Annotated in this window: 19 protein-coding genes; 9 read left to right on the top strand and 10 right to left on the bottom strand. The window is 64.1% G+C overall.

What is annotated here, in order from left to right:
* Positions 1–279 precede the first annotated feature (279 nt).
* Complete coding sequence (locus tag NTD82_RS08760) at positions 280–462, top strand: hypothetical protein (RefSeq protein WP_095155401.1); 183 nt, start codon at positions 280–282, stop codon at positions 460–462.
* Positions 463–510: 48 nt separating this feature from the next.
* On the opposite strand, the gene NTD82_RS08755 is transcribed toward NTD82_RS08760, so the two are convergent.
* The 7 genes from NTD82_RS08755 to NTD82_RS08725 form a co-directional block, all read right to left on the bottom strand.
* Positions 511–1,050: a DUF2058 domain-containing protein gene (locus tag NTD82_RS08755; RefSeq protein ID WP_095155400.1), complete on the bottom strand. Its 540-nt coding sequence runs from the start codon at positions 1,048–1,050 to the stop codon at positions 511–513.
* 28 nt (positions 1,051–1,078) lie between these two features.
* The gene (gene mazG, locus NTD82_RS08750; protein WP_262128469.1) at positions 1,079–1,909 is read right to left on the bottom strand and encodes a nucleoside triphosphate pyrophosphohydrolase; all 831 of its coding nucleotides are present in this window, start codon (positions 1,907–1,909) and stop codon (positions 1,079–1,081) included.
* A 66-nt stretch (positions 1,910–1,975) separates the two neighbouring features.
* Entirely contained in the window at positions 1,976–4,216 is a 2,241-nt protein-coding gene (gene relA / locus NTD82_RS08745; RefSeq protein ID WP_095155399.1) for a GTP diphosphokinase, read from the bottom strand.
* An 88-nt stretch (positions 4,217–4,304) separates the two neighbouring features.
* A complete protein-coding gene (gene rlmD / locus NTD82_RS08740) occupies positions 4,305–5,672 on the bottom strand; it encodes a 23S rRNA (uracil(1939)-C(5))-methyltransferase RlmD (RefSeq protein WP_262128468.1) in 1,368 nt (455 codons plus the stop codon).
* Positions 5,672–6,574 (bottom strand): cysteine synthase CysM, encoded by a 903-nt coding sequence (gene cysM / locus NTD82_RS08735; protein WP_175652482.1) that lies wholly within the window; start codon positions 6,572–6,574, stop codon positions 5,672–5,674. The genes rlmD and cysM overlap by 1 nt, the downstream gene beginning before the upstream one ends.
* A gap of 94 nt (positions 6,575–6,668) precedes the next feature.
* Positions 6,669–8,039, bottom strand: coding sequence for a sensor histidine kinase (locus NTD82_RS08730; RefSeq protein WP_262128467.1), 1,371 nt, complete (start codon positions 8,037–8,039; stop codon positions 6,669–6,671).
* 1 nt (position 8,040) lies between these two features.
* On the bottom strand, positions 8,041–8,757 hold the full coding sequence (locus tag NTD82_RS08725; protein WP_262128466.1) for a response regulator transcription factor: 717 nt from the start codon (positions 8,755–8,757) through the stop codon (positions 8,041–8,043).
* Positions 8,758–8,960: 203 nt separating this feature from the next.
* Here NTD82_RS08725 and NTD82_RS08720 point away from each other — a divergent pair, with 203 nt between their 5' ends.
* From NTD82_RS08720 to NTD82_RS08705, 4 genes are all read left to right on the top strand, one after another.
* Positions 8,961–11,714 (top strand): response regulator, encoded by a 2,754-nt coding sequence (locus NTD82_RS08720; protein ID WP_175652402.1) that lies wholly within the window; start codon positions 8,961–8,963, stop codon positions 11,712–11,714.
* Positions 11,715–11,781: 67 nt separating this feature from the next.
* The gene (locus NTD82_RS08715; RefSeq protein ID WP_095155393.1) at positions 11,782–12,771 is read left to right on the top strand and encodes a 2-hydroxyacid dehydrogenase; all 990 of its coding nucleotides are present in this window, start codon (positions 11,782–11,784) and stop codon (positions 12,769–12,771) included.
* 30 nt (positions 12,772–12,801) lie between these two features.
* Positions 12,802–13,239, top strand: coding sequence for a hypothetical protein (locus tag NTD82_RS08710; protein ID WP_095155392.1), 438 nt, complete (start codon positions 12,802–12,804; stop codon positions 13,237–13,239).
* Positions 13,239–13,643: an META domain-containing protein gene (locus NTD82_RS08705; RefSeq protein ID WP_095155391.1), complete on the top strand. Its 405-nt coding sequence runs from the start codon at positions 13,239–13,241 to the stop codon at positions 13,641–13,643. The genes NTD82_RS08710 and NTD82_RS08705 overlap by 1 nt, the downstream gene beginning before the upstream one ends.
* An 84-nt stretch (positions 13,644–13,727) precedes the next feature.
* Here the strand turns inward: NTD82_RS08705 and NTD82_RS08700 are convergent, their stop codons facing one another.
* Entirely contained in the window at positions 13,728–14,192 is a 465-nt protein-coding gene (locus NTD82_RS08700; protein ID WP_095155390.1) for a TlpA disulfide reductase family protein, read from the bottom strand.
* A gap of 86 nt (positions 14,193–14,278) precedes the next feature.
* Here NTD82_RS08700 and arsC point away from each other — a divergent pair, with 86 nt between their 5' ends.
* Genes arsC through NTD82_RS08685 form a run of 3 tightly spaced genes read left to right on the top strand, consistent with a single transcriptional unit; the run spans position 14,279 to position 15,643 of the window.
* A complete protein-coding gene (arsC, locus tag NTD82_RS08695) occupies positions 14,279–14,632 on the top strand; it encodes an arsenate reductase (glutaredoxin) (protein ID WP_095155389.1) in 354 nt (117 codons plus the stop codon).
* A complete protein-coding gene (gene wrbA, locus NTD82_RS08690; protein WP_262128464.1) occupies positions 14,629–15,234 on the top strand; it encodes an NAD(P)H:quinone oxidoreductase in 606 nt (201 codons plus the stop codon). The genes arsC and wrbA overlap by 4 nt, the downstream gene beginning before the upstream one ends.
* Positions 15,227–15,643: a DUF2069 domain-containing protein gene (locus tag NTD82_RS08685; protein WP_095155387.1), complete on the top strand. Its 417-nt coding sequence runs from the start codon at positions 15,227–15,229 to the stop codon at positions 15,641–15,643. The genes wrbA and NTD82_RS08685 overlap by 8 nt, the downstream gene beginning before the upstream one ends.
* Before the next feature lie 94 nt (positions 15,644–15,737).
* On the opposite strand, the gene NTD82_RS08680 is transcribed toward NTD82_RS08685, so the two are convergent.
* Positions 15,738–16,409: a DNA-3-methyladenine glycosylase I gene (locus tag NTD82_RS08680; RefSeq protein ID WP_262128463.1), complete on the bottom strand. Its 672-nt coding sequence runs from the start codon at positions 16,407–16,409 to the stop codon at positions 15,738–15,740.
* A 3-nt stretch (positions 16,410–16,412) separates the two neighbouring features.
* Positions 16,413–17,237: a tRNA 2-thiocytidine(32) synthetase TtcA gene (gene ttcA, locus NTD82_RS08675; protein WP_262128462.1), complete on the bottom strand. Its 825-nt coding sequence runs from the start codon at positions 17,235–17,237 to the stop codon at positions 16,413–16,415.
* Between the two features lie 327 nt (positions 17,238–17,564).
* Between ttcA and NTD82_RS08670 the strand changes: the two genes are divergently transcribed.
* Positions 17,565–18,164, top strand: coding sequence for a Yip1 family protein (locus NTD82_RS08670; RefSeq protein WP_095155384.1), 600 nt, complete (start codon positions 17,565–17,567; stop codon positions 18,162–18,164).
* Position 18,165: the final 1 nt, after the last annotated feature.

Raw genomic sequence — 18,165 nt, 5'->3', positions numbered from 1 at the left:
CCCCCCCCCCCCCCCCCCCCGTAGGAGCGAGCTTGCTCGCGAAGGGCTGCAAAGCAGCCCCAATAGGGTTAACTGATTGGTATTGGCCTTGTGCGGGTTTTCTTTTGCCGGCGAAAAGGCTCTGCGCTCCGGCAAGCCCCACAGCGTCCGCGTATATCGGTTCCCCAACCAACCATGAAAGATCTTTCATGGCTCTTTTAATTTACTTAGCCAGCTAACAAACCCTATAAAAGAGTCCTGCGACAGAGTGCCGCAGTTAACCGGATTTGGAGTTTGCACATGACTGTCAAAGTAACTGAGCGCGACGAATCGAAACTGTCCCATGAAGGCGTGGCCGCAGGCGTGCGCATCTGGGATGTGCACCAGCAGGACCAACTGGTCGGCATGTTCCACAACGAAAGCGATGCCCACCACTACCGCATGGAACTGGAAATCTGGGAAACCCGGCAGACGAAGTCCTGACCCGCTCCCCAGAAAGTACAAACCCCGCCGAGGCGGGGTTTGTCGTTGTTACCACATCAGGTCGTCGGGGATGACGTAGGCGGCGTACGGATCGTCGGCATCCGGTTCTTCCACCTGGGTGTTGAGCAACAGGATGCGCTGGGGGTCGCGCTCCTGAATCTTCACCGCCGCTTCCCGCGGGATGATCTCGTAACCCCCGCCGTGAGCGACGATGGCCAGCGAGCCGCTGCTCAGCTTGCTGCGCACCAGGGCGTTGACCGCGATGCGCTTGACCTTCTTGTCGTCGACGAAGTTGTAGTAGTCCTCGGTATTCAACTTCGGCAGGCGCGACACGTCGATCAATTGCTTGACCTGTGCGGCACGGGCCTTCTGTTCGGCCTTCTCCTGCTGCTGGCGGTTGAGTTCCTGGTCACGCGCGGCCTTCTCGGCCATCGCTTCCTTGGCCAGGCGCTGCTGGCTGTCGTCGACCTCCACCTGGCCTTTTTGCTCCAGGCGTTTCTGTTTCTTCTGATCTTTGTTGACCTGCTTGACCTGCTTCTGGTTGACCAGACCGGCTTTGAGCAATTGGTCGCGAAGGGAAAGGCTCATTGATGTTCACTCACTTAATGCAAACAGCTCAGCCGCAGCTGGGCAGGTTCTTTTCCTGACGCTTGGCTTCGCCCCAGAGCGCGTCCAAGTCTTCGAGGGTGCAATCTTCAATCGGACGACCTATGTCGCGCAATGCCTGCTCGATAAAACGGAAGCGTCGTTCGAACTTGGCATTGGCGCCACGCAGGGCGTTTTCCGGATCGAGCTTCAGGTGCCGGGCCAGGTTGACGGTGGCGAACAGCAGGTCGCCGACCTCGTCGGCCATCGCCGCCGCGTCTCCGTCAGCCATGGCTTCGAGCACTTCGTCCAGTTCTTCGCGGACCTTGTCCAGCACCGGCAGCGGTCCCGGCCAGTCGAAACCGACCTGGGCCGCGCGCTTCTGCAGCTTGGCCGCGCGGGACAAGGCCGGCAGCGCCGCCGGTACATCGTCGAGCAGGGAAAGCTGCTCGGGTTCGCTTTTCTCCGCGCGCTCCTCGGCCTTGATTTCTTCCCAGCGCTGCTTGACCTGTTCTTCATCCAGCAACGGGGTGTCCAGCGGCGCATACAGCTCGCCGGTGGGGAAGACATGAGGGTGACGGCGGATCAGCTTGCGGGTGATGCTGTCGATCACCCCAGCAAATTCGAAACGCCCTTCTTCCCGCGCCAACTGGCTGTAGTAGACCACCTGGAACAGCAGGTCGCCGAGTTCGCCCTGCAGGTGCTCGAAGTCGCCGCGCTCGATGGCGTCGGCCACTTCATAGGCTTCTTCGAGGGTGTGCGGAACGATGCTCGCGTAATTCTGTTTGAGGTCCCACGGGCAACCGTATTGCGGGTCGCGCAGGCGGGCCATGAGGTGCAGCAGATCGTCCAGGGTGTACATCGTCGGCTCTCGTCTGGCAGATAAGACCTCGCCGCCCGCCCCGGTCTGCGGAGCGGGCGGCGGGTATCAAGGCGTGCGGTTGCGGCGGGTCTCGATGATGTTCGGCAACTGCGAGATGCGCCCCAGCAGGCGCCCGAGGGCGTCCAGGCCGGGGATCTCGATGGTCAGCGACATCAGCGCGGTGTTGTCTTCCTTGTTCGAGCGGGTATTCACCGCCAGCACGTTGATCCGCTCGTTGAGCAGGACCTGGGAGACGTCACGCAGCAAGCCCGGACGGTCGTAGGCACGAATGACGATATCCACCGGGTAGGTTTGCACCGGCACCGGGCCCCAACTGACCTGGATGATCCGCTCCGGCTCGCGCCCGGACAGTTGCAGCACCGAGGCGCAGTCCTGACGGTGGATGGTCACGCCGCGGCCCTGGGTGATGTAGCCAACGATGGCGTCGCCGGGCAGCGGCTGGCAGCAACCGGCCATCTGCGTCAGCAGGTTGCCGACGCCCTGGATCTGGATGTCGCCGCGCTTGCCGGGCTTGTAGCCGGTGGCCTTGCGGGTAATCAGCTCGACTTCTTCGATGCGCTCCGGCTCGACCAGTTGCTGCGCCGCGTTGACCAGATGGGCCAGACGCAGGTCGCCAGCGCCGAGGGAGGCGAACATGTCTTCGGCGGCCTTGAGGTTGGCCTTCTCGGCCAGCCGTTCGAAGTCCACCTGCGGCAAGCCGAGGCGGCTCAGTTCGCGTTCGAGCAGGGTCTTGCCGGCAGCGACGTTCTGGTCGCGGGCCTGCAGCTTGAACCAATGGACGATCTTCGCCCGCGCCCGCGAGGTGGTGACATAGCCCAGGTTCGAGTTCAGCCAGTCGCGGCTCGGGTTGCCGTGCTTGCTGGTGATGATCTCGACCTGCTCACCGGTCTGCAGGCTGTAGTTGAGCGGCACGATGCGCCCGTTGATCTTGGCGCCACGGCAGTTGTGGCCAATCTCGGTGTGCACGCGGTAGGCGAAGTCCAGCGGCGTGGCGCCCTTGGGCAGGTCGATAGCGTGACCATCGGGGGTGAACACATAGACCCGGTCAGGCTCGATATCGACCCGCAACTGCTCGGCGAGGCCGCCGATGTCGCCCAGTTCCTCGTGCCACTCCAGCACCTGACGCAGCCAGGAGATTTTCTCTTCGTAGTGGTTGGAGCCGGACTTGACGTCGGTGCCCTTGTAGCGCCAGTGCGCGCAGACGCCGAGCTCGGCTTCCTCGTGCATGGAATGGGTGCGGATCTGCACTTCCAGCACCTTGCCCTCGGGGCCGATCACCGCCGTGTGCAGCGAGCGGTAGCCGTTCTCCTTGGGGTTGGCGATGTAGTCGTCGAATTCCTTGGGAATGTGCCGCCAGAGGGTGTGGACGATCCCGAGCGCGGTGTAGCAGTCGCGCATTTCCGGGACCAGCACGCGCACCGCGCGCACGTCGTAGATCTGGCTGAACTCCAGGCCCTTGCGCTGCATTTTGCGCCAGATCGAATAGATGTGCTTGGCCCGGCCGCTGATGTCGGCCTTGACCCCGGTCGCCAGCAGTTCGTTCTGCAACTGGCTCATCACGTCGCTGATGAAGCGCTCGCGATCCAGTCGCCGCTCGTGCAGCAGCTTGGCGATCTGTTTGTATTGCTCCGGCTCGAGGTAGCGGAAGGACAGGTCTTCCAGCTCCCACTTGATATGGCCGATGCCCAGGCGGTGGGCCAGCGGCGCGTAGATGTCGAAGACTTCGCGGGCGACCCGGTTGCGTTTCTCGTCATCGGCGCCTTTCACCGCGCGAATCGCGCAGGTCCGCTCGGCCAGCTTGATCAGCGCGACGCGAACGTCGTCGACCATGGCCACAAGCATCTTGCGCAGGTTTTCCACCTGCGCCTGGGAGCCCAGCACCAGCGAATGGCGCGGGTTGAGACTGTCGGTGATGGCCGCCATGCGCAGCACGCCATCGACCAGCTTGGCCACCACCGCGCCGAAACGCTGGCCGACTTCGGCCAGGGTGGTCCTGCCTTCGCGCACCGCGCGATAGATCACTGCGGCTACCAGCGAGTCTTGGTCGAGCTTGAGGTCGGCGAGGATCTCGGCGATCTCCAGGCCAGCCTGGAAGCTCGAGGTGCCGTCGGCCCAGGAATGCTTCGCCTGGTTGCCCTTCTTCTCGACGTCCAGCGCGAACTCGCAGGCAACCTTGAGGGCTTGCCGGTCCAGCGCCGCGTCGACGCTGACCACATGATCCAGCCATGCATCGAGATTGATACTGCCGTCGGTGTTGACCGGCTGGTGCACTCTCACCTGTACCATCTTTGTTTACCTTTCCCTACAGCGCATCCGTGATGCGCTTGAAAACACGGGTGCCGTTCCGCCAGATCAGGGAACGCACACCGGGCGATCAGCGACGCTGATCCACCTCGAACAACGCCATGGCCTCGACATGCGCGGTCTGCGGAAACATGTCGAGGATCCCGGCCCTTTTTAACCGGTAACCCTGCTTGACCAACTCGAGCGTATCGCGGGCCAGGGTCGCCGGATTGCACGACACATAGACCAGCCTTTTTGCCCCCAGTGCGGCGATATTTCTCACCACTTCGTAGGCACCGTCTCGGGGTGGATCCAAGAGTACCGCAGAAAACCCCTCGGCCGCCCAACCGGACGCACTCAAGGGTTGGGATAAATCCGCCTGAAAAAAGCGAACATTATTCAAATTGTTGCTACGGGCGTTGGCCGCAGCGCGGTCGACCATCACCTGCACACCTTCCACCGCCACCACTTCGGCGGCCTGTTGCGCCAGCGGCAGGGCGAAATTGCCGAGGCCGCAGAACAGGTCCAGAACCCGCTCGCTAGGTTGCACCGCGAGCCAGTCCAGGGCTTGTCCGATCATCGCCGTATTGACCCCGGCATTGACCTGAACGAAGTCGCCGGGCCGATACGCCAGTTCCAGCTTCCACGGCTCCAGAACAAAGCCCAGGGATGCATTCGACTCTACCGGAGCAGGTTCGCCCTCGCCTTGCAGCCAGAGTTGTACACCCGCCTCGCTACAGAACGCCTGCAGACGCGCCAGGTCAGTCTCGGCCAGCGCGGCGGTGTGGCGCACCAGCATGGCCAGCGCGGTGCCGGCGAACAGTTCGACGTGCCCGACCACCCGTGGTTTGTCCAGACTTTGCAACAGCATCGGCAGGTGGCGCATCACCGACTGCAAGGGATGTACCAGCACCGGGCAGTCTTCGATGGCAACGATGTCTTGACTGGCTTCGGCGCGGAAACCGACTTCCAGCTTCGCCGCGCGTTGATCCCAGCGCACCGCTACACGAGCGCGACGGCGGTAGCCGAATTCCGGCCCGCTCAGCGGCGCGGCCCATTGCTCCGGCACAACGCCAGCGACCCGCTGCAACTGTTCGGCGAGCAGGCGCTGTTTGAGATCGAGCTGGTCGGCATGGGGCAGGTGTTGCAGGTTGCAGCCGCCGCAACGGGCGAAGTGCCGGCACGGCGCCTCGCGGCGCAGCGGGCTCGGGCTGAAGACCCGCTCCAGGCGCGCCTCGACCACCTTGCCATGGGCATTGAGCACACGCGCCTCGACCTCTTCGCCGGCCAGCGCACCACTGACGAACCAAGTGCGTCCTTCGAAGAAGGCGATGCCACGGCCATCCCCGGCCAGGCGCTCAATCGTCAGGCGTTGTTTCTTGCCCGCAGGAACCTGGAGCGTGCGGCTACCGCCGGCCGGCTGGAAGCGCAGGCCGCCGTTACGTTTGGCTTTGGACATCAGCGATCCGCGTCGAAAATGCCGGTCGACAGATAGCGGTCGCCACGGTCACAGATGATCGCCACCATCACCGCGTTTTCCACTTCACGGGACAGGCGCAACATCGCCGCCACCGCACCACCGGAAGACACGCCACAGAAAATGCCCTCTTCGCGGGCCAGGCGGCGGGTGGTTTCCTCTGCTTCGCTCTGGGCCATGTCGACCACGCGGTCAACGCGCTCGGCCTGGAAGATCGAAGGCAGGTATTCGTGGGGCCAGCGACGGATGCCCGGGATCGCCGAGCCTTCCATGGGTTGCAGGCCGACGATCTGGATGTTCGGATTCTGCTCCTTGAGGTACCGCGAGCAACCCATGATGGTGCCGGTGGTGCCCATGGAACTGATGAAATGGGTGATGCCGCCTTCAGTCTGGCGCCAGATCTCCGGACCGGTACTGACGTAATGGGCCTCGGGATTGTCGCCGTTGCCGAACTGGTCCAGGACCAGGCCGCGGCCTTCATCGCGCAGACGCTCGGCCAGGTCGCGAGCACCCTCCATGCCCTCTTCCTTGCTGACCAGGATCAGCTCGGCGCCGTAGGCGGTCATCGCAGCCTTGCGTTCGGCACTGGAGTTGTCGGGCATGATCAGGATCATCTTGTAGCCCTTGATCGCCGCCGCCATCGCCAACGCAATGCCAGTGTTGCCCGAAGTGGCCTCGATCAGGGTATCGCCCGGCTTGATCTGACCGCGCAGTTCGGCACGGGTGATCATCGACAGCGCCGGACGGTCCTTGACCGAACCCGCCGGGTTGTTGCCTTCGAGTTTCAACAGGAGGGTGTTGCTGGTGTCGCCCGCCATGCGTTGCAAGCGAACCAGGGGGGTGTTGCCGACGCAATCGGCGATGGTGGGGTACTGCAAGGTCATGGCGTTTTCGCAATCCAGACTGCCGGGGTCGCCTATCATACCGGCAATCCGCCCGGCTCCATATCACGCAATGTGTGGAGCTTATAGCCGATAGCTATAACTCCTGATCGGCGCCCGGGGGCTTTGCCGCCTGCAGGCGAATGTTCAAACGCAGCCCGTGCCCGCTGTTCTGCGCCCACAAACGCCCACCCTGGCGCTGCACGGCGTTGCGCGCGATGCTCAGACCCAGGCCGAAGCCGCCGTCGCCGGGGCGCGAGCCATCCAGCCGGGTGAAGGCGGCGAAGATCCGCTCCAGTTCCGCCTCGTCCACGCCGCCGCCTTCGTCTTCCAGCCAGAGCAGCCAGTGCTCGCCCTGGCGCTGGCCGCCGAGGCGAATCTGGCCTGACGCAGGCGAGTGACGAATGGCATTGCGCAAGATGTTCTCCAGCGCCTGCGCCAGGCTATTGAGGTTGCCGAGCACCCAGCAGTCGCCATCCAGGCTGCAGTGCAACTGCTCACGCGGCCAGCCGCTTTCGAAGCAGGCATCCTCCACCAGCATCTCCCACAGCGCCTGGACCTCGATTGGCTCGCACGGCAGCGGCGCCCGCTCGGCATCCAGCCAGGCCAGTTGCAGCGCATCCTCCACCAGGCGCTGCATGCACTCCACTTCGCGCCCCAGGCGTTCGCGCAGGGCAGGCAGGTCCTGCTCGCTGTCGCTGGCAACTTGCAGGCGACTCAGGGGCGTGCGCAATTCATGGGACAGGTCGCGCAGCAACTGCTGCTGCAAGGTCACGGTGCCTTGCAGGCGCTCGGCCATGTCATCGAAGGCCCGCCCCAGCTCGCCAAACTCGTCGTGGCGGCTGGTGGTGGCGCTGGCCACGCGGGCGGTCAACTGCTCTGAGCGCCAGGCATTGGCCTGGTCGCGCAATTGATGGAGCGGGCGAATCAACATGCGGTACAGGCCGACGCAAAACAGAAACGTCAGCACGCCCGGAATCAGGCCGCTGGTGACCAGCCGCCAGAACAGCAGGTTCCAGTGGTCGGGAATCAGCCGCTGGGGCAGCTCGATCACCAGGCTGCCGAGGGCCGAGTCGCCGGGGAACGGCACGCGCATCCACGGCAAGGTGGTGGAGTGACGGCTGACCGGACGCTCCACGCCACGCAGGTTGGTCAGGTGTTCGGTTTCGGCGTCGGTCAGCGGCAGGCTGCCGAGCGATTGCAGGTCGGGGCCAATCACGCTGATAAAGCCGCTTTCGCGTTCGCGCATGCCGGTCAGCCAGGCATCGATGCCGGCCGTGCCGTTGCGGGTCAGGGCCTGCTCGGCTTCGGCGGCATAGGCTTCCAGCAGGGCCCGGGCTTGCGGCGCGAGATACGCGTTGCGCACCTCCATATGCCGGCCCCAGGACAGGCTCAAGCCGATCAGCAACAGGCAGAAACCCACCAGGAGAATGGCCAGTTTCCAGAACAGTGAATGTCGATTGGGCAACTCAATGGTCCTCGCCGGCGCTCAGGACATAGCCCTGGCCCCAGACGGTGCGGACCTGCCGCTCGTGATAACCGATGGCCTTGAGCTTTCGGCGAATCTGGCTGACATGCATGTCCAGGCTGCGATCGTGGCGCGCATAGCCACGCTGCAGAACATGCTGATAAAGGAAAGCTTTGCTCAGCACCTCATCGCGGCTGCGGTGCAAGGTGTCGAGCAAGCGGTATTCGCTGGGGGTCAGGCCCGCCGCCTGACCGCCGTGGCGCACATCGCAAGCCTCGTCGTCGAACACCAGTTCGCCAGCGGCCGCCTGCACCACCGGCAGATGCCGCCGTTCCAGCGCCACGCGACGCAGGATGGCTTCGATACGCACGCGCAGTTCGGCCATGCTGAACGGCTTGGGCAGATAATCGTCGGCGCCGCGCTGGAAACCGGTGATGCGATCCGCCTCGGCGCCCAGCGCCGACATCATGATCACCGGGGTGCTGCTGCGTTCGCGCAACTGCATCAGCGCATCGAGCCCGGTCATGCCCGGCAGCAGGATGTCCATCAACACCACGTCGAAATGCCGCTGGCGCGCCTGCTCCAGGCCGTCGCGACCATTGCGGCACCAGGTGACGAGGAAGCCACTACGCTCCAGTTGCTCGTGCAGATAGGCACCCAGCACCGGATCGTCTTCGATGGCGAGGATGTTGGGATTGCGGATGACGGCGGGATTCATTGGCGGCTGCTAGCAATTCTCAATCGCGCGATTATTGAGCATTGCTCTCCCCCAGGCAACCAGACCAGGGTAGAAGGGCCGGCTCACCCGACCAGAGACAAATAAGTGCAATACACCGACAGTCGCGGTAGTTTTCTTCCCTGGTCCTGTCGGCACAGCCCGACAGCGAACCTCCAGCGCAGCGCAGACACAGGAGATCGGGCGTGCTGAATCGTTTTGGAATCAGGACTCGCGTACTGCTGCTCGCCGTCGTTCCCGCCGCGACCATGGCGCTGGTACTCGGCGGCTATTTCACGTGGGTGCAACAAAACGAATTGCAGACCCAACTGCTCCAGCGCGGACGGATGGTCGCCGAGAGCCTGGCGCCGCTGGTGGCGCCGGCCCTGGCGCGCAAGGACCGAGCGCAACTGGAGCGCATCGCCACCCAGACCCTGGAACAGCCCGACGTGCGCGCGGTGTCGTTCCTCTCCCCCGACCGCGGCAGCCTGGCCCACGCCGGCCCGAGCATGCTCAACCTGCCGCCCGCCGGTGGCGGCACCCAACTGCTGCAACGCTCCGGCAGCGATGCGACCCGTTACCTGCTGCCGGTGTTCGGTCGTCACCGCGACCTTGCCGACGACCCGGTACCCCAGGAAGTCGACCGCCTGCTCGGCTGGGTGGAAATCGAGGTGTCCCACGGCGGCACGCTGCTGCGCGGCTACCGCAGCCTGTTCGCCAGCCTGCTGTTGATCCTGATCGGCCTGATGGGCACCACCCTGCTGGCGCTGCGCATGAGCCGGGCGATCAACGGCCCGATCGGGCAGATCAAGCACGCGGTCAGCCAGCTCAAGGACGGCAACCTGGAAGAACGCCTGCCGAACATGGGCAGCTACGAGCTGGACGAACTGGCGGGCGGCATCAACCGCATGGCCGAGACCCTGCACAACGCCCACGAAGAACTGCAACACAGCATCGACCAGGCCACCGAAGACGTCCGGCAGAACCTGGAAACCATCGAAATCCAGAACATCGAACTGGACATGGCGCGCAAGGAAGCCCTGGAGGCCAGCCGGATCAAGTCCGAATTCCTCGCCAACATGAGCCACGAAATCCGTACCCCGCTCAACGGCATCCTCGGTTTCACCCACCTGTTGCAGAAAAGCGAGCTGACCCCGCGCCAACTCGATTACCTGGGCACCATCGAAAAATCCGCCGACAGCCTGCTCGGCATCATCAACGAGATTCTCGACTTCTCGAAGATCGAGGCCGGCAAGCTGGTGCTGGAGAGCATTCCGTTCAACCTGCGCGACCTGATCCAGGACACCCTGACCATCCTCGCCCCGGCCGCCCACGCCAAGCAGCTCGAACTGGTCAGCCTGGTCTACCGCGACACGCCGCTGTCGCTGGTGGGTGACCCGCTGCGGCTCAAGCAGATCCTTACCAACCTGGTCAGCAACGCCATCAAATTCACCCGCGAGGGCACCATCGTCGCCCGCGCCATGCTCGAAGACGAAAACGACGACAGCGTGCAGTTGCGCATCAGTATTCAGGACACCGGCATCGGCCTGTCCGCGCAGGATGTGCGGGCGCTGTTCCAGGCCTTCAGCCAGGCCGACAACTCGCTGTCGCGGCAACCCGGCGGCACCGGCCTGGGGCTGGTGATTTCCAAGCGCCTGATCGAGCAGATGGGCGGCGAGATCGGCGTCGACAGCACGCCGGGCGAAGGCTCGCAGTTCTGGGTCAGCCTGAACCTGCCCAAGGCCCGCGACACGATCGAAGACCAGCCGCTGCCGATTCTTCAAGGCCGGCGCACCGCCATCGTCGACAACCACGAACTGGCACTTCAAGCCCTTGAACATCAACTGGAAGACTGCGGGCTGAACGTCACCACCTTCAGTTCACCCGAACACCTGCTCAGCGGCGTCGAGGCGGCGCGGCTCGCCGGCCAGCGCTTTGAGTTGGCGGTGCTCGGGGTCAACCTGCATGACCTGCCGCCGGAGCGGCTGGGCCAGTTGATCCAGCGTCTTGAGCATTTCGCCTGCCAGGCCCTGGTGCTGTGCCCGACCACCGAACAAGCGCTGTATCACCCCTTCCTGCCCAACGCCCACGGCCAGCTCTACGCCAAGCCGGCCTGCACGCGCAAACTGCGCCGGGCGCTGCTGGAACTCATCCAGCCACGGCGCAGCAACAGCGAGATAAAGCCCCCACCGGGCCAGCGCCTGCCCAAAGTGCTCTGCGTCGATGACAACCCGGCCAACCTGCTGCTGGTGCAGACCCTGCTGGAAGACCTCGGCGCCGAGGTGCTCGCCGTGGACTGCGGCGCCTCGGCGATCAAGGCGGTGCAGCAGGACAACTTCGACCTGGTGCTGATGGACGTGCAGATGCCGGGCATGGACGGTCGCGAGTGCACCGAACAGATCCGCCGCTGGGAAGCCGGCCAGGGCGGCCAGGCGCTGCCCATCGTGGCGCTCACCGCCCACGCCATGGCCAACGAAAAACGCGCCCTGCTGCACAGCGGCATGGACGACTACCTGACCAAACCGATCAGCGACCGACAACTGGCCCAGGTGGTGCAGAAATGGACCGGTTTGCCGGTCAGCCTCAACCGCACCGAACGCCAGGCCGAGCCGTACCACGGCGGCAGCGAACTGAGGGTGCTGGACCCGGATGAAGGCTTGCGCCTGGCCGCCGGCAAACCGGACCTGGCCGCCGACATGCTGGCGATGTTGCTGGCGTCGCTGGAGTCCGATCGCCTGGCGATCCGTGCCGCCCGCGATGCCGATGACCGCGCCGCGACCATCGAGCGGGTCCACCGTCTCAATGGTGCGACCCGCTACTGTGGCGTACCGCAGTTGCGCGCCGCCTGCCAGCGCAGCGAAACCCTGCTCAAGCAGGACGATCCGGAGGCGCCGCAGTCGCTGGACGAACTGGAACGGGCCATCGACCGCCTGACCTGGGCCGCGCGCCAGAGCGCCTGACCTGGGGCAAGGCTGTTTTTGCCGGCTTGGCTACACTGGCGCCATTCGATCGATCGGGAGCATGACCATGCGTGCCTTGTTTTTCAGCAGTCAGGCCTATGACCAGGACAGTTTCAACGCCGCCACGGCAGTGCCGGACCTGGAACTGCACTTCCAGCCCGGCCGCCTGACCGAGGACACTTCCGCCCTGGCCGCCGGCCATGAGGTGGTCTGCGCCTTCATCAACGACGACCTGTCCGCGCCGGTGCTGGAGCGCCTGGCAGCAGGCGGCACGCGACTGATCGCACTGCGTTCGGCGGGCTACAACCATGTCGACCTGCCCGCCGCCCGGCGCCTGGGCCTGACCGTGGTGCGGGTGCCGGCCTATTCACCCCACGCCGTGGCCGAACATGCGGTCGCCCTGATCCTGGCGCTGAACCGGCGCCTGCACCGCGCCTACAACCGCACCCGCGAAGGCGATTTCAGCCTGCACGGCCTGACCGGCTTCGACCTGCACGGCAAGACCGTCGGCGTGGTCGGCACCGGCCAGATCGGCCTGGCCTTCGCCCGCATCATGGCCGGCTTCGGCTGCCAGTTGCTGGCCTACGACCCCTACCCCAACCCTGAGCTGCAAGCCCTCGGCGCCCGCTACCTGCCGCTCGACGAGTTGCTGCGCGAGTCGCGCATCATCAGCCTGCATTGTCCGCTGACACCGCAGACCAAACACCTGATCAACCCGCGCAGCCTGGCAGACCTGCAACCGGGCGCGATGCTGATCAACACCGGCCGCGGCGCGCTGGTGGACACGCCGGCGCTGATCGAAGCGCTGAAAAGCGGCCAACTCGGCTACCTGGGCCTGGATGTCTATGAAGAAGAAGCGCAGATTTTCTTCGAGGACCGCTCCGACCTGCCGCTGCAGGATGACGTGCTGGCGCGGCTGCTGACCTTCCCCAACGTGATCATCACCGCGCACCAGGCGTTCCTCACCCGCGAGGCGCTGGCCGCCATTGCCGGCACCACCCTGGACAACATTGCCCGGTGGATGGTCGGCCAGCCGCAGAATCTGGTGGAGGGATGAGGTAGGATACGCGGCAAATTTGGAGGCCCCATGGTCGAACACGATTTCCGCTACACCCTCTTCAACCCGCAACACACCTTGATCGAATGCCGCGCGCTGGTGCCGGGCCGTTACCAGGTCACCGGCAACGGCGGCTCGATCCAGAAAGGCGACGTCCTGCTGGTCACCCTCAAAGGCAGCAAGACCCTGTCGATGCGCCTGACCGTCGACAGCGTCCGCCACCTGATCAACCCGAGCGGCCAGTGGGTCGCGGTGGCCACGGGTCCGGTGTTCGGCGAGCTGGCGATACATCAGTGGCAGGTCAACTGCGACAGCTGCGAAGCGACCCTCGACTTCGAGTTCGCCGTCGACGCCAAACTGGGCAAGAAAGCCCAGCAACCGGCCGCCGTGGCGCGCGTTGCCGAGCTGGGCTGGAGCACCAAGGGCGACAAGCACCAGTGCCCGAAATGCCGGGAGCAGGCGCGGTAATGAACAGGATTCTGTTGAGCGGACTGGTCGCCGCGGCCCTCGCGGGTTGCGCTGCCGAGCCGATGAAACTGGAGCAGGAACGCAGCTACGTGCTGGAGTGGATCGGTGAACGACCGCTGATGGACTACAGCCACCTGACCCTGACCCTCGCCGCCGATGGCCGGGCGTACGGCAATGCCGGCTGCAACCACTGGTTCGCGCCGTACACCCTGCAAGGCAGCACGCTGAGCTTCGGCGCCGTGGGCAGCACCCGCAAACTGTGTGCCCCGGCATTGATGGAGCAGGAAAAACGCTTCCTGCAGGCGCTGACCACGGTCCAGCGCTGGGACATCTCGCCGATCGAGCAGGTCAGGTTCTGGCCTGCCGAAGGCAAGCCGCTGCGCTTCTGGCCTGAGGAAGGCTGAGCCCAGGCTCGCCCCGATACAGTAGGAGCGAGCTTGCTCGCGAAGAATCCTCGCGAACAAACTCGCTCCTGCCGAATGGCCTTATCAGGCGCCCTTGAGCGCCTTGATCTTCTCCACCAACCCCGCCTCGGTCTGCTCGCCCATCAACTGCTCGCGCACCTTGCCCTTGTCGTCGATGATGTAGGTCACCGGCAGCGCTTCGCTGCGTGGCAGGTCATAGCGTTCGGCGGGATCGTCGGCCAGCACGGTAAAACCGATGCCCATGGCTTCACTGGCCTTCTTCAGTTCCTCGCCCTGCAAACCGTCGAAATTCACCCCGACCACCGTCACGCCCTGGGGCTGCCATTCTTTGGCGAAGTGGTTCAGTTCGGGAATCTCGACGCGGCACGGGCTGCACCATTCCGCCCAGTAGTTGAGCACTACCCAGCGTCCGTCGAGTTGTTCGGCTTTCACCGTGTTGCCGTTCTGGTCGAGGCCGTAGTCCGCACCGCAGCCACCGAGCAGCAGGCTCGCGGTGATGGCCAGGGCTGCTGCCAAACGCCTTGTCATGGGTCAATCCTTCTTCAAGATTCAAGCAAAATGCCAATACGCTGCGGTTAGAATACCCGCCACTCACAGCCAGATGCGACCCTGACATGACTGACCTGACGCTTTACCACAACCCCCGCTGCTCCAAATCCCGTGGTGCGCTGGAACTGCTCGAAGAGCGCGGGCTGGCCCCGACCGTGGTGCGCTACCTGGAAACCCCGCCCGATGCCGCCACCCTCAAGGCGCTGCTGGGCAAACTGGGCATCGGCGCCCGGCAATTGCTGCGCACTGGCGAAGACGAATACAAAAGCCTCGACCTGGCCAACCCGGCATTGAACGACGAGCAATTGATCGCCGCCATGGCCGAGCACCCGAAACTGATCGAACGGCCGATCCTGGTCGCCGGCGACAAGGCCGTGATCGGCCGTCCGCCCGAGAAGGTGCTGGAGATCCTGCCGTGAGCCAGCCCTACATCCTGATTCTGTATTACAGCCGCCATGGCTCCACCAGCGAGATGGCCCGGCAAATCGCCCGCGGCGTCGAACTGGCCGGCCTGGAAGCACGCCTGCGCACCGTACCGGCGATTTCTACCGAGTGTGAAGCCGTGTCGCCGTCGATCCCCGAGACCGGCGCCCTGTACGCCACCCTCGACGACCTGCGCCACTGCGCGGGCCTGGCCATGGGCAGCCCAACCCGCTTCGGCAACATGGCCGCGCCGCTCAAGTACTTCATCGATGGCACCAGCAGCCTGTGGCTGAGTGGCGGCCTGGTCGGCAAGCCAGCGGCGGTGTTCACCTCCACCGCCAGCCTGCACGGCGGCCAGGAATCGACCCTGCTGTCGATGCTGCTGCCGTTGATGCACCACGGCATGCTGATCATGGGCCTGCCCTACAGCGAATCGGCGCTGATCGAAACCCGTGGCGGCGGCACGCCGTATGGCGCCAGCCACCATGCCGGCGCCGATGGCAAACGCGACCTGGATGCCGACGAAATCGCCCTGTGCCGCGCCCTTGGCCAGCGCCTGGCGAACACCGCGAAGCGTCTGGAGAACGGCCGTGGCTAAGAAGCCGAAGATCCTTCCTGCGCTGGAATGGCTGGAACCGCGCGTACGCCTGACCCGGGCGCTGAGCCTGGCCGCATTCTTCGCGCTGATCGCCTTGCTGATCGTCAACACCCTGTTCTTCACCGACCTGCACGGTGCGCGGCCCTGGGTGGTTCTCGGCATTCAGTTGCTACCGCTGGCGCTGGTAGCGCCGGGCATGCTGGGCGGCAGCGCACGGGCCCATGCCTGGATGTGCTTCGTGCTGAACCTGTATTTCATCACTGGCGTGGAAGCGGCATTCGACCCGTCGCGGGCGCTGTTTGGCTGGCTGGAAGTGGTGATCAGCCTGAAGCTGTTCGTCTGTGCGCTGCTGTATATCCGCTGGCGCTTTCAGTACGACCGGCGGTTGGCGGGGGAAGGCGCTGTTTGATTTGAAAGGCTCGCGGGTTGACGCAGAAACCTGTAGGAGCGGCCGTTAGCCGCTCCTACAGGTTCCGCGCCGAATCACTGTGGTTGCCTGGAAATCAGTGATTGACCGTATGCGCCAGCATCACCGACAACTGACACAGCGGTCGCCCGCTCTCGGCATGCCACTGGTTGAACGCCGCCTGCACCAGGGCCAGGTCACGCTGGCTGGTGGGCTTTTTGTCGATCACTTCCTGAGCGATCAGCGCGGCGGCCATGTCATCGGTGGGGATGAAAGTGTCCTTGCCGACCATGCGCAAAAAGCGTGGCGCCGATAACCCGCCCAACTGGTTGCCATGCTTGGTCAGGTACTTCCACAGCCCGGTGATGTCGGTTACCGGCCAGTCGGCGATCAACGCGCCGAAGCTGCCTTTTTCCTTCTGCACATCGAGCACCATCTGCGCATTGCGCGGCACACTCTTGAGCTTGCCCAGGTGACGGATCACCCGGGTGTCCTGCATCAGCCGCTCCAGGTGCTCGGCGCCCATCAGCACGACTTTCTCCGGGTCGAAGCCGAAGAACACCTCTTCGAACGCCGGCCACTTGGCGTCCACCAGGCTGTGCTTGAGCCCGGCGCGGAAGACCCGCAGGGCCAGGGTCGAGAGATAACGGTCATCACCGATAGCGCGCAACTGCGCCGGGGTTTTCGGCTGGGGCAGGTACGCCTCCAGCGCGGCGGCGGAACCGAAGCGGTTCAGGCAGTACTCATACAGCCACTGGTAATCGCGCATGGGTCAGATGTTCAGCACATTGACGAAACGCGGGGTGGCCGTTTCATCGATGGAGAGGCTGGTGAAGTCGAACAGGTTGCGGTCGGCGAGCTGCGATGGCACCACGTTCTGCAGGCTGCGGAAGATGCTGTCGGTACGGCCCGGGGTTTTGCGTTCCCACTCCACCAGCATGTCCTTGACCACCTGGCGCTGCAGGTTTTCCTGGGAGCCGCAGAGGTTGCACGGGATGATCGGGAATTCCTTCATGTCCGAGTAGGCCTGGATGTCCTTCTCGGAGCAGTAGGCCAGCGGGCGGATCACCACGTTGCGGCCATCGTCGGCACGCAGCTTCGGCGGCATGGCTTTCATGGTGCCGTTGAAGAACATGTTGAGGAAGAAGGTCTCGACGATGTCGTCGCGGTGGTGACCGAGGGCCATCTTGGTCGCGCCGATCTCGTCGGCGAAGGTGTACAGCGTGCCGCGGCGCAGGCGCGAGCACAGCGAGCAGGTGGTCTTGCCTTCCGGGATCAGTTCCTTGACCACCGAGTAGGTGTCTTTCTCGACGATGTGGTACTCGACGCCGAGGGTCGTCAGGTAAGCCGGCAGTACATCCTCGGGGAAGCCGGGCTGCTTCTGGTCCATGTTCACCGCGACGATCTCGAACTTGATCGGCGCCACTTTCTGCAGGTGCAGCAGAACGTCGAGCATGGTGTAGCTGTCCTTGCCGCCAGACAGGCAGACCATGACCTTGTCGCCATCTTCGATCATGTTGTAGTCGGCGATGGCTTCGCCGGCGAGGCGCCGCAGGCGTTTTTGCAGTTTGTTCTGGTTGACCGAAAGGGTGCCCATAGCGCTTGAATCCGCGAGGTGTGACAAAAGGCGCGTATTTTACGCATAAACCGCTGCGGGACACAGACCCCTCCGATAAAGACTGCGAGGGAATCAAGCCCGACGCTGACAGCGCGATTTGCTCTAAAAAAGCGGGTTTGTGCGGCGAACGCCTTTCTATACTGCGACATAAGACCGCACCAATAGCGGCCTGTCCTGCCCGGCCCTGCCTTGTGGGCCCCGGGTTTTGTACGAGAAGTCGCCGAGTGGCGATCAGGCAATGTTCGTACGAAACCTAGCAAGCGCTCCGTTTGGGGGGCGACTGGAAACGACGTAGGAGTGATTGGCATGATCCATCACGTTGTAGGGCTGTTCACACACCCCGACCAGGAATGGCGGGAAATCCGTGGCGAAGAAGAATCCATCAGCCACATGTACCTCACCCACACCCTGATACTGGCGGCAATTCCCGCGGTATCGGCGTTTATCGGCACCACCCAGGTGGGCTGGGTCATCGGCGAGCGCGCCCCGGTCATGCTGACCATGGAAAGCGCAATATGGATGACCGTCATGTCCTACCTGGCCATGATCGCCGGCGTTGCGGTCATGGGCGCCTTCATCCACTGGATGGCGCGTACCTACGACGCCAACCCGAGCCTGGCGCAATGCATCGCGTTCGCCACCTACACCGCCACCCCGCTGTTCATCGGCGGCCTGGCGGCGCTTTACCCACACCTGTGGCTGGGGATGATCGTCGGCACGGCGGCCATCTGTTACACGGTCTACCTGCTCTACGTCGGGCTGCCGACCTTCATGAACATCCCTTCGGACGAAGGGTTCCTGTTCTCGAGTTCGGTGCTGGCCGTCGGGCTGGTGGTACTGGTTGCCATCATGGCGTTCACCGTCATCACCTGGGGACTGGGCGTGGGGCCCGTCTACACCAATTAGC

The sequence above is a fragment of the Pseudomonas sp. 5P_5.1_Bac1 genome (assembly GCF_025466015.1).
Taxonomy (GTDB): domain Bacteria; phylum Pseudomonadota; class Gammaproteobacteria; order Pseudomonadales; family Pseudomonadaceae; genus Aquipseudomonas.
The sequence above is the reverse complement of the archived record's forward strand: the minus strand, read 5'-3'. Positions and strand labels throughout refer to the sequence as shown.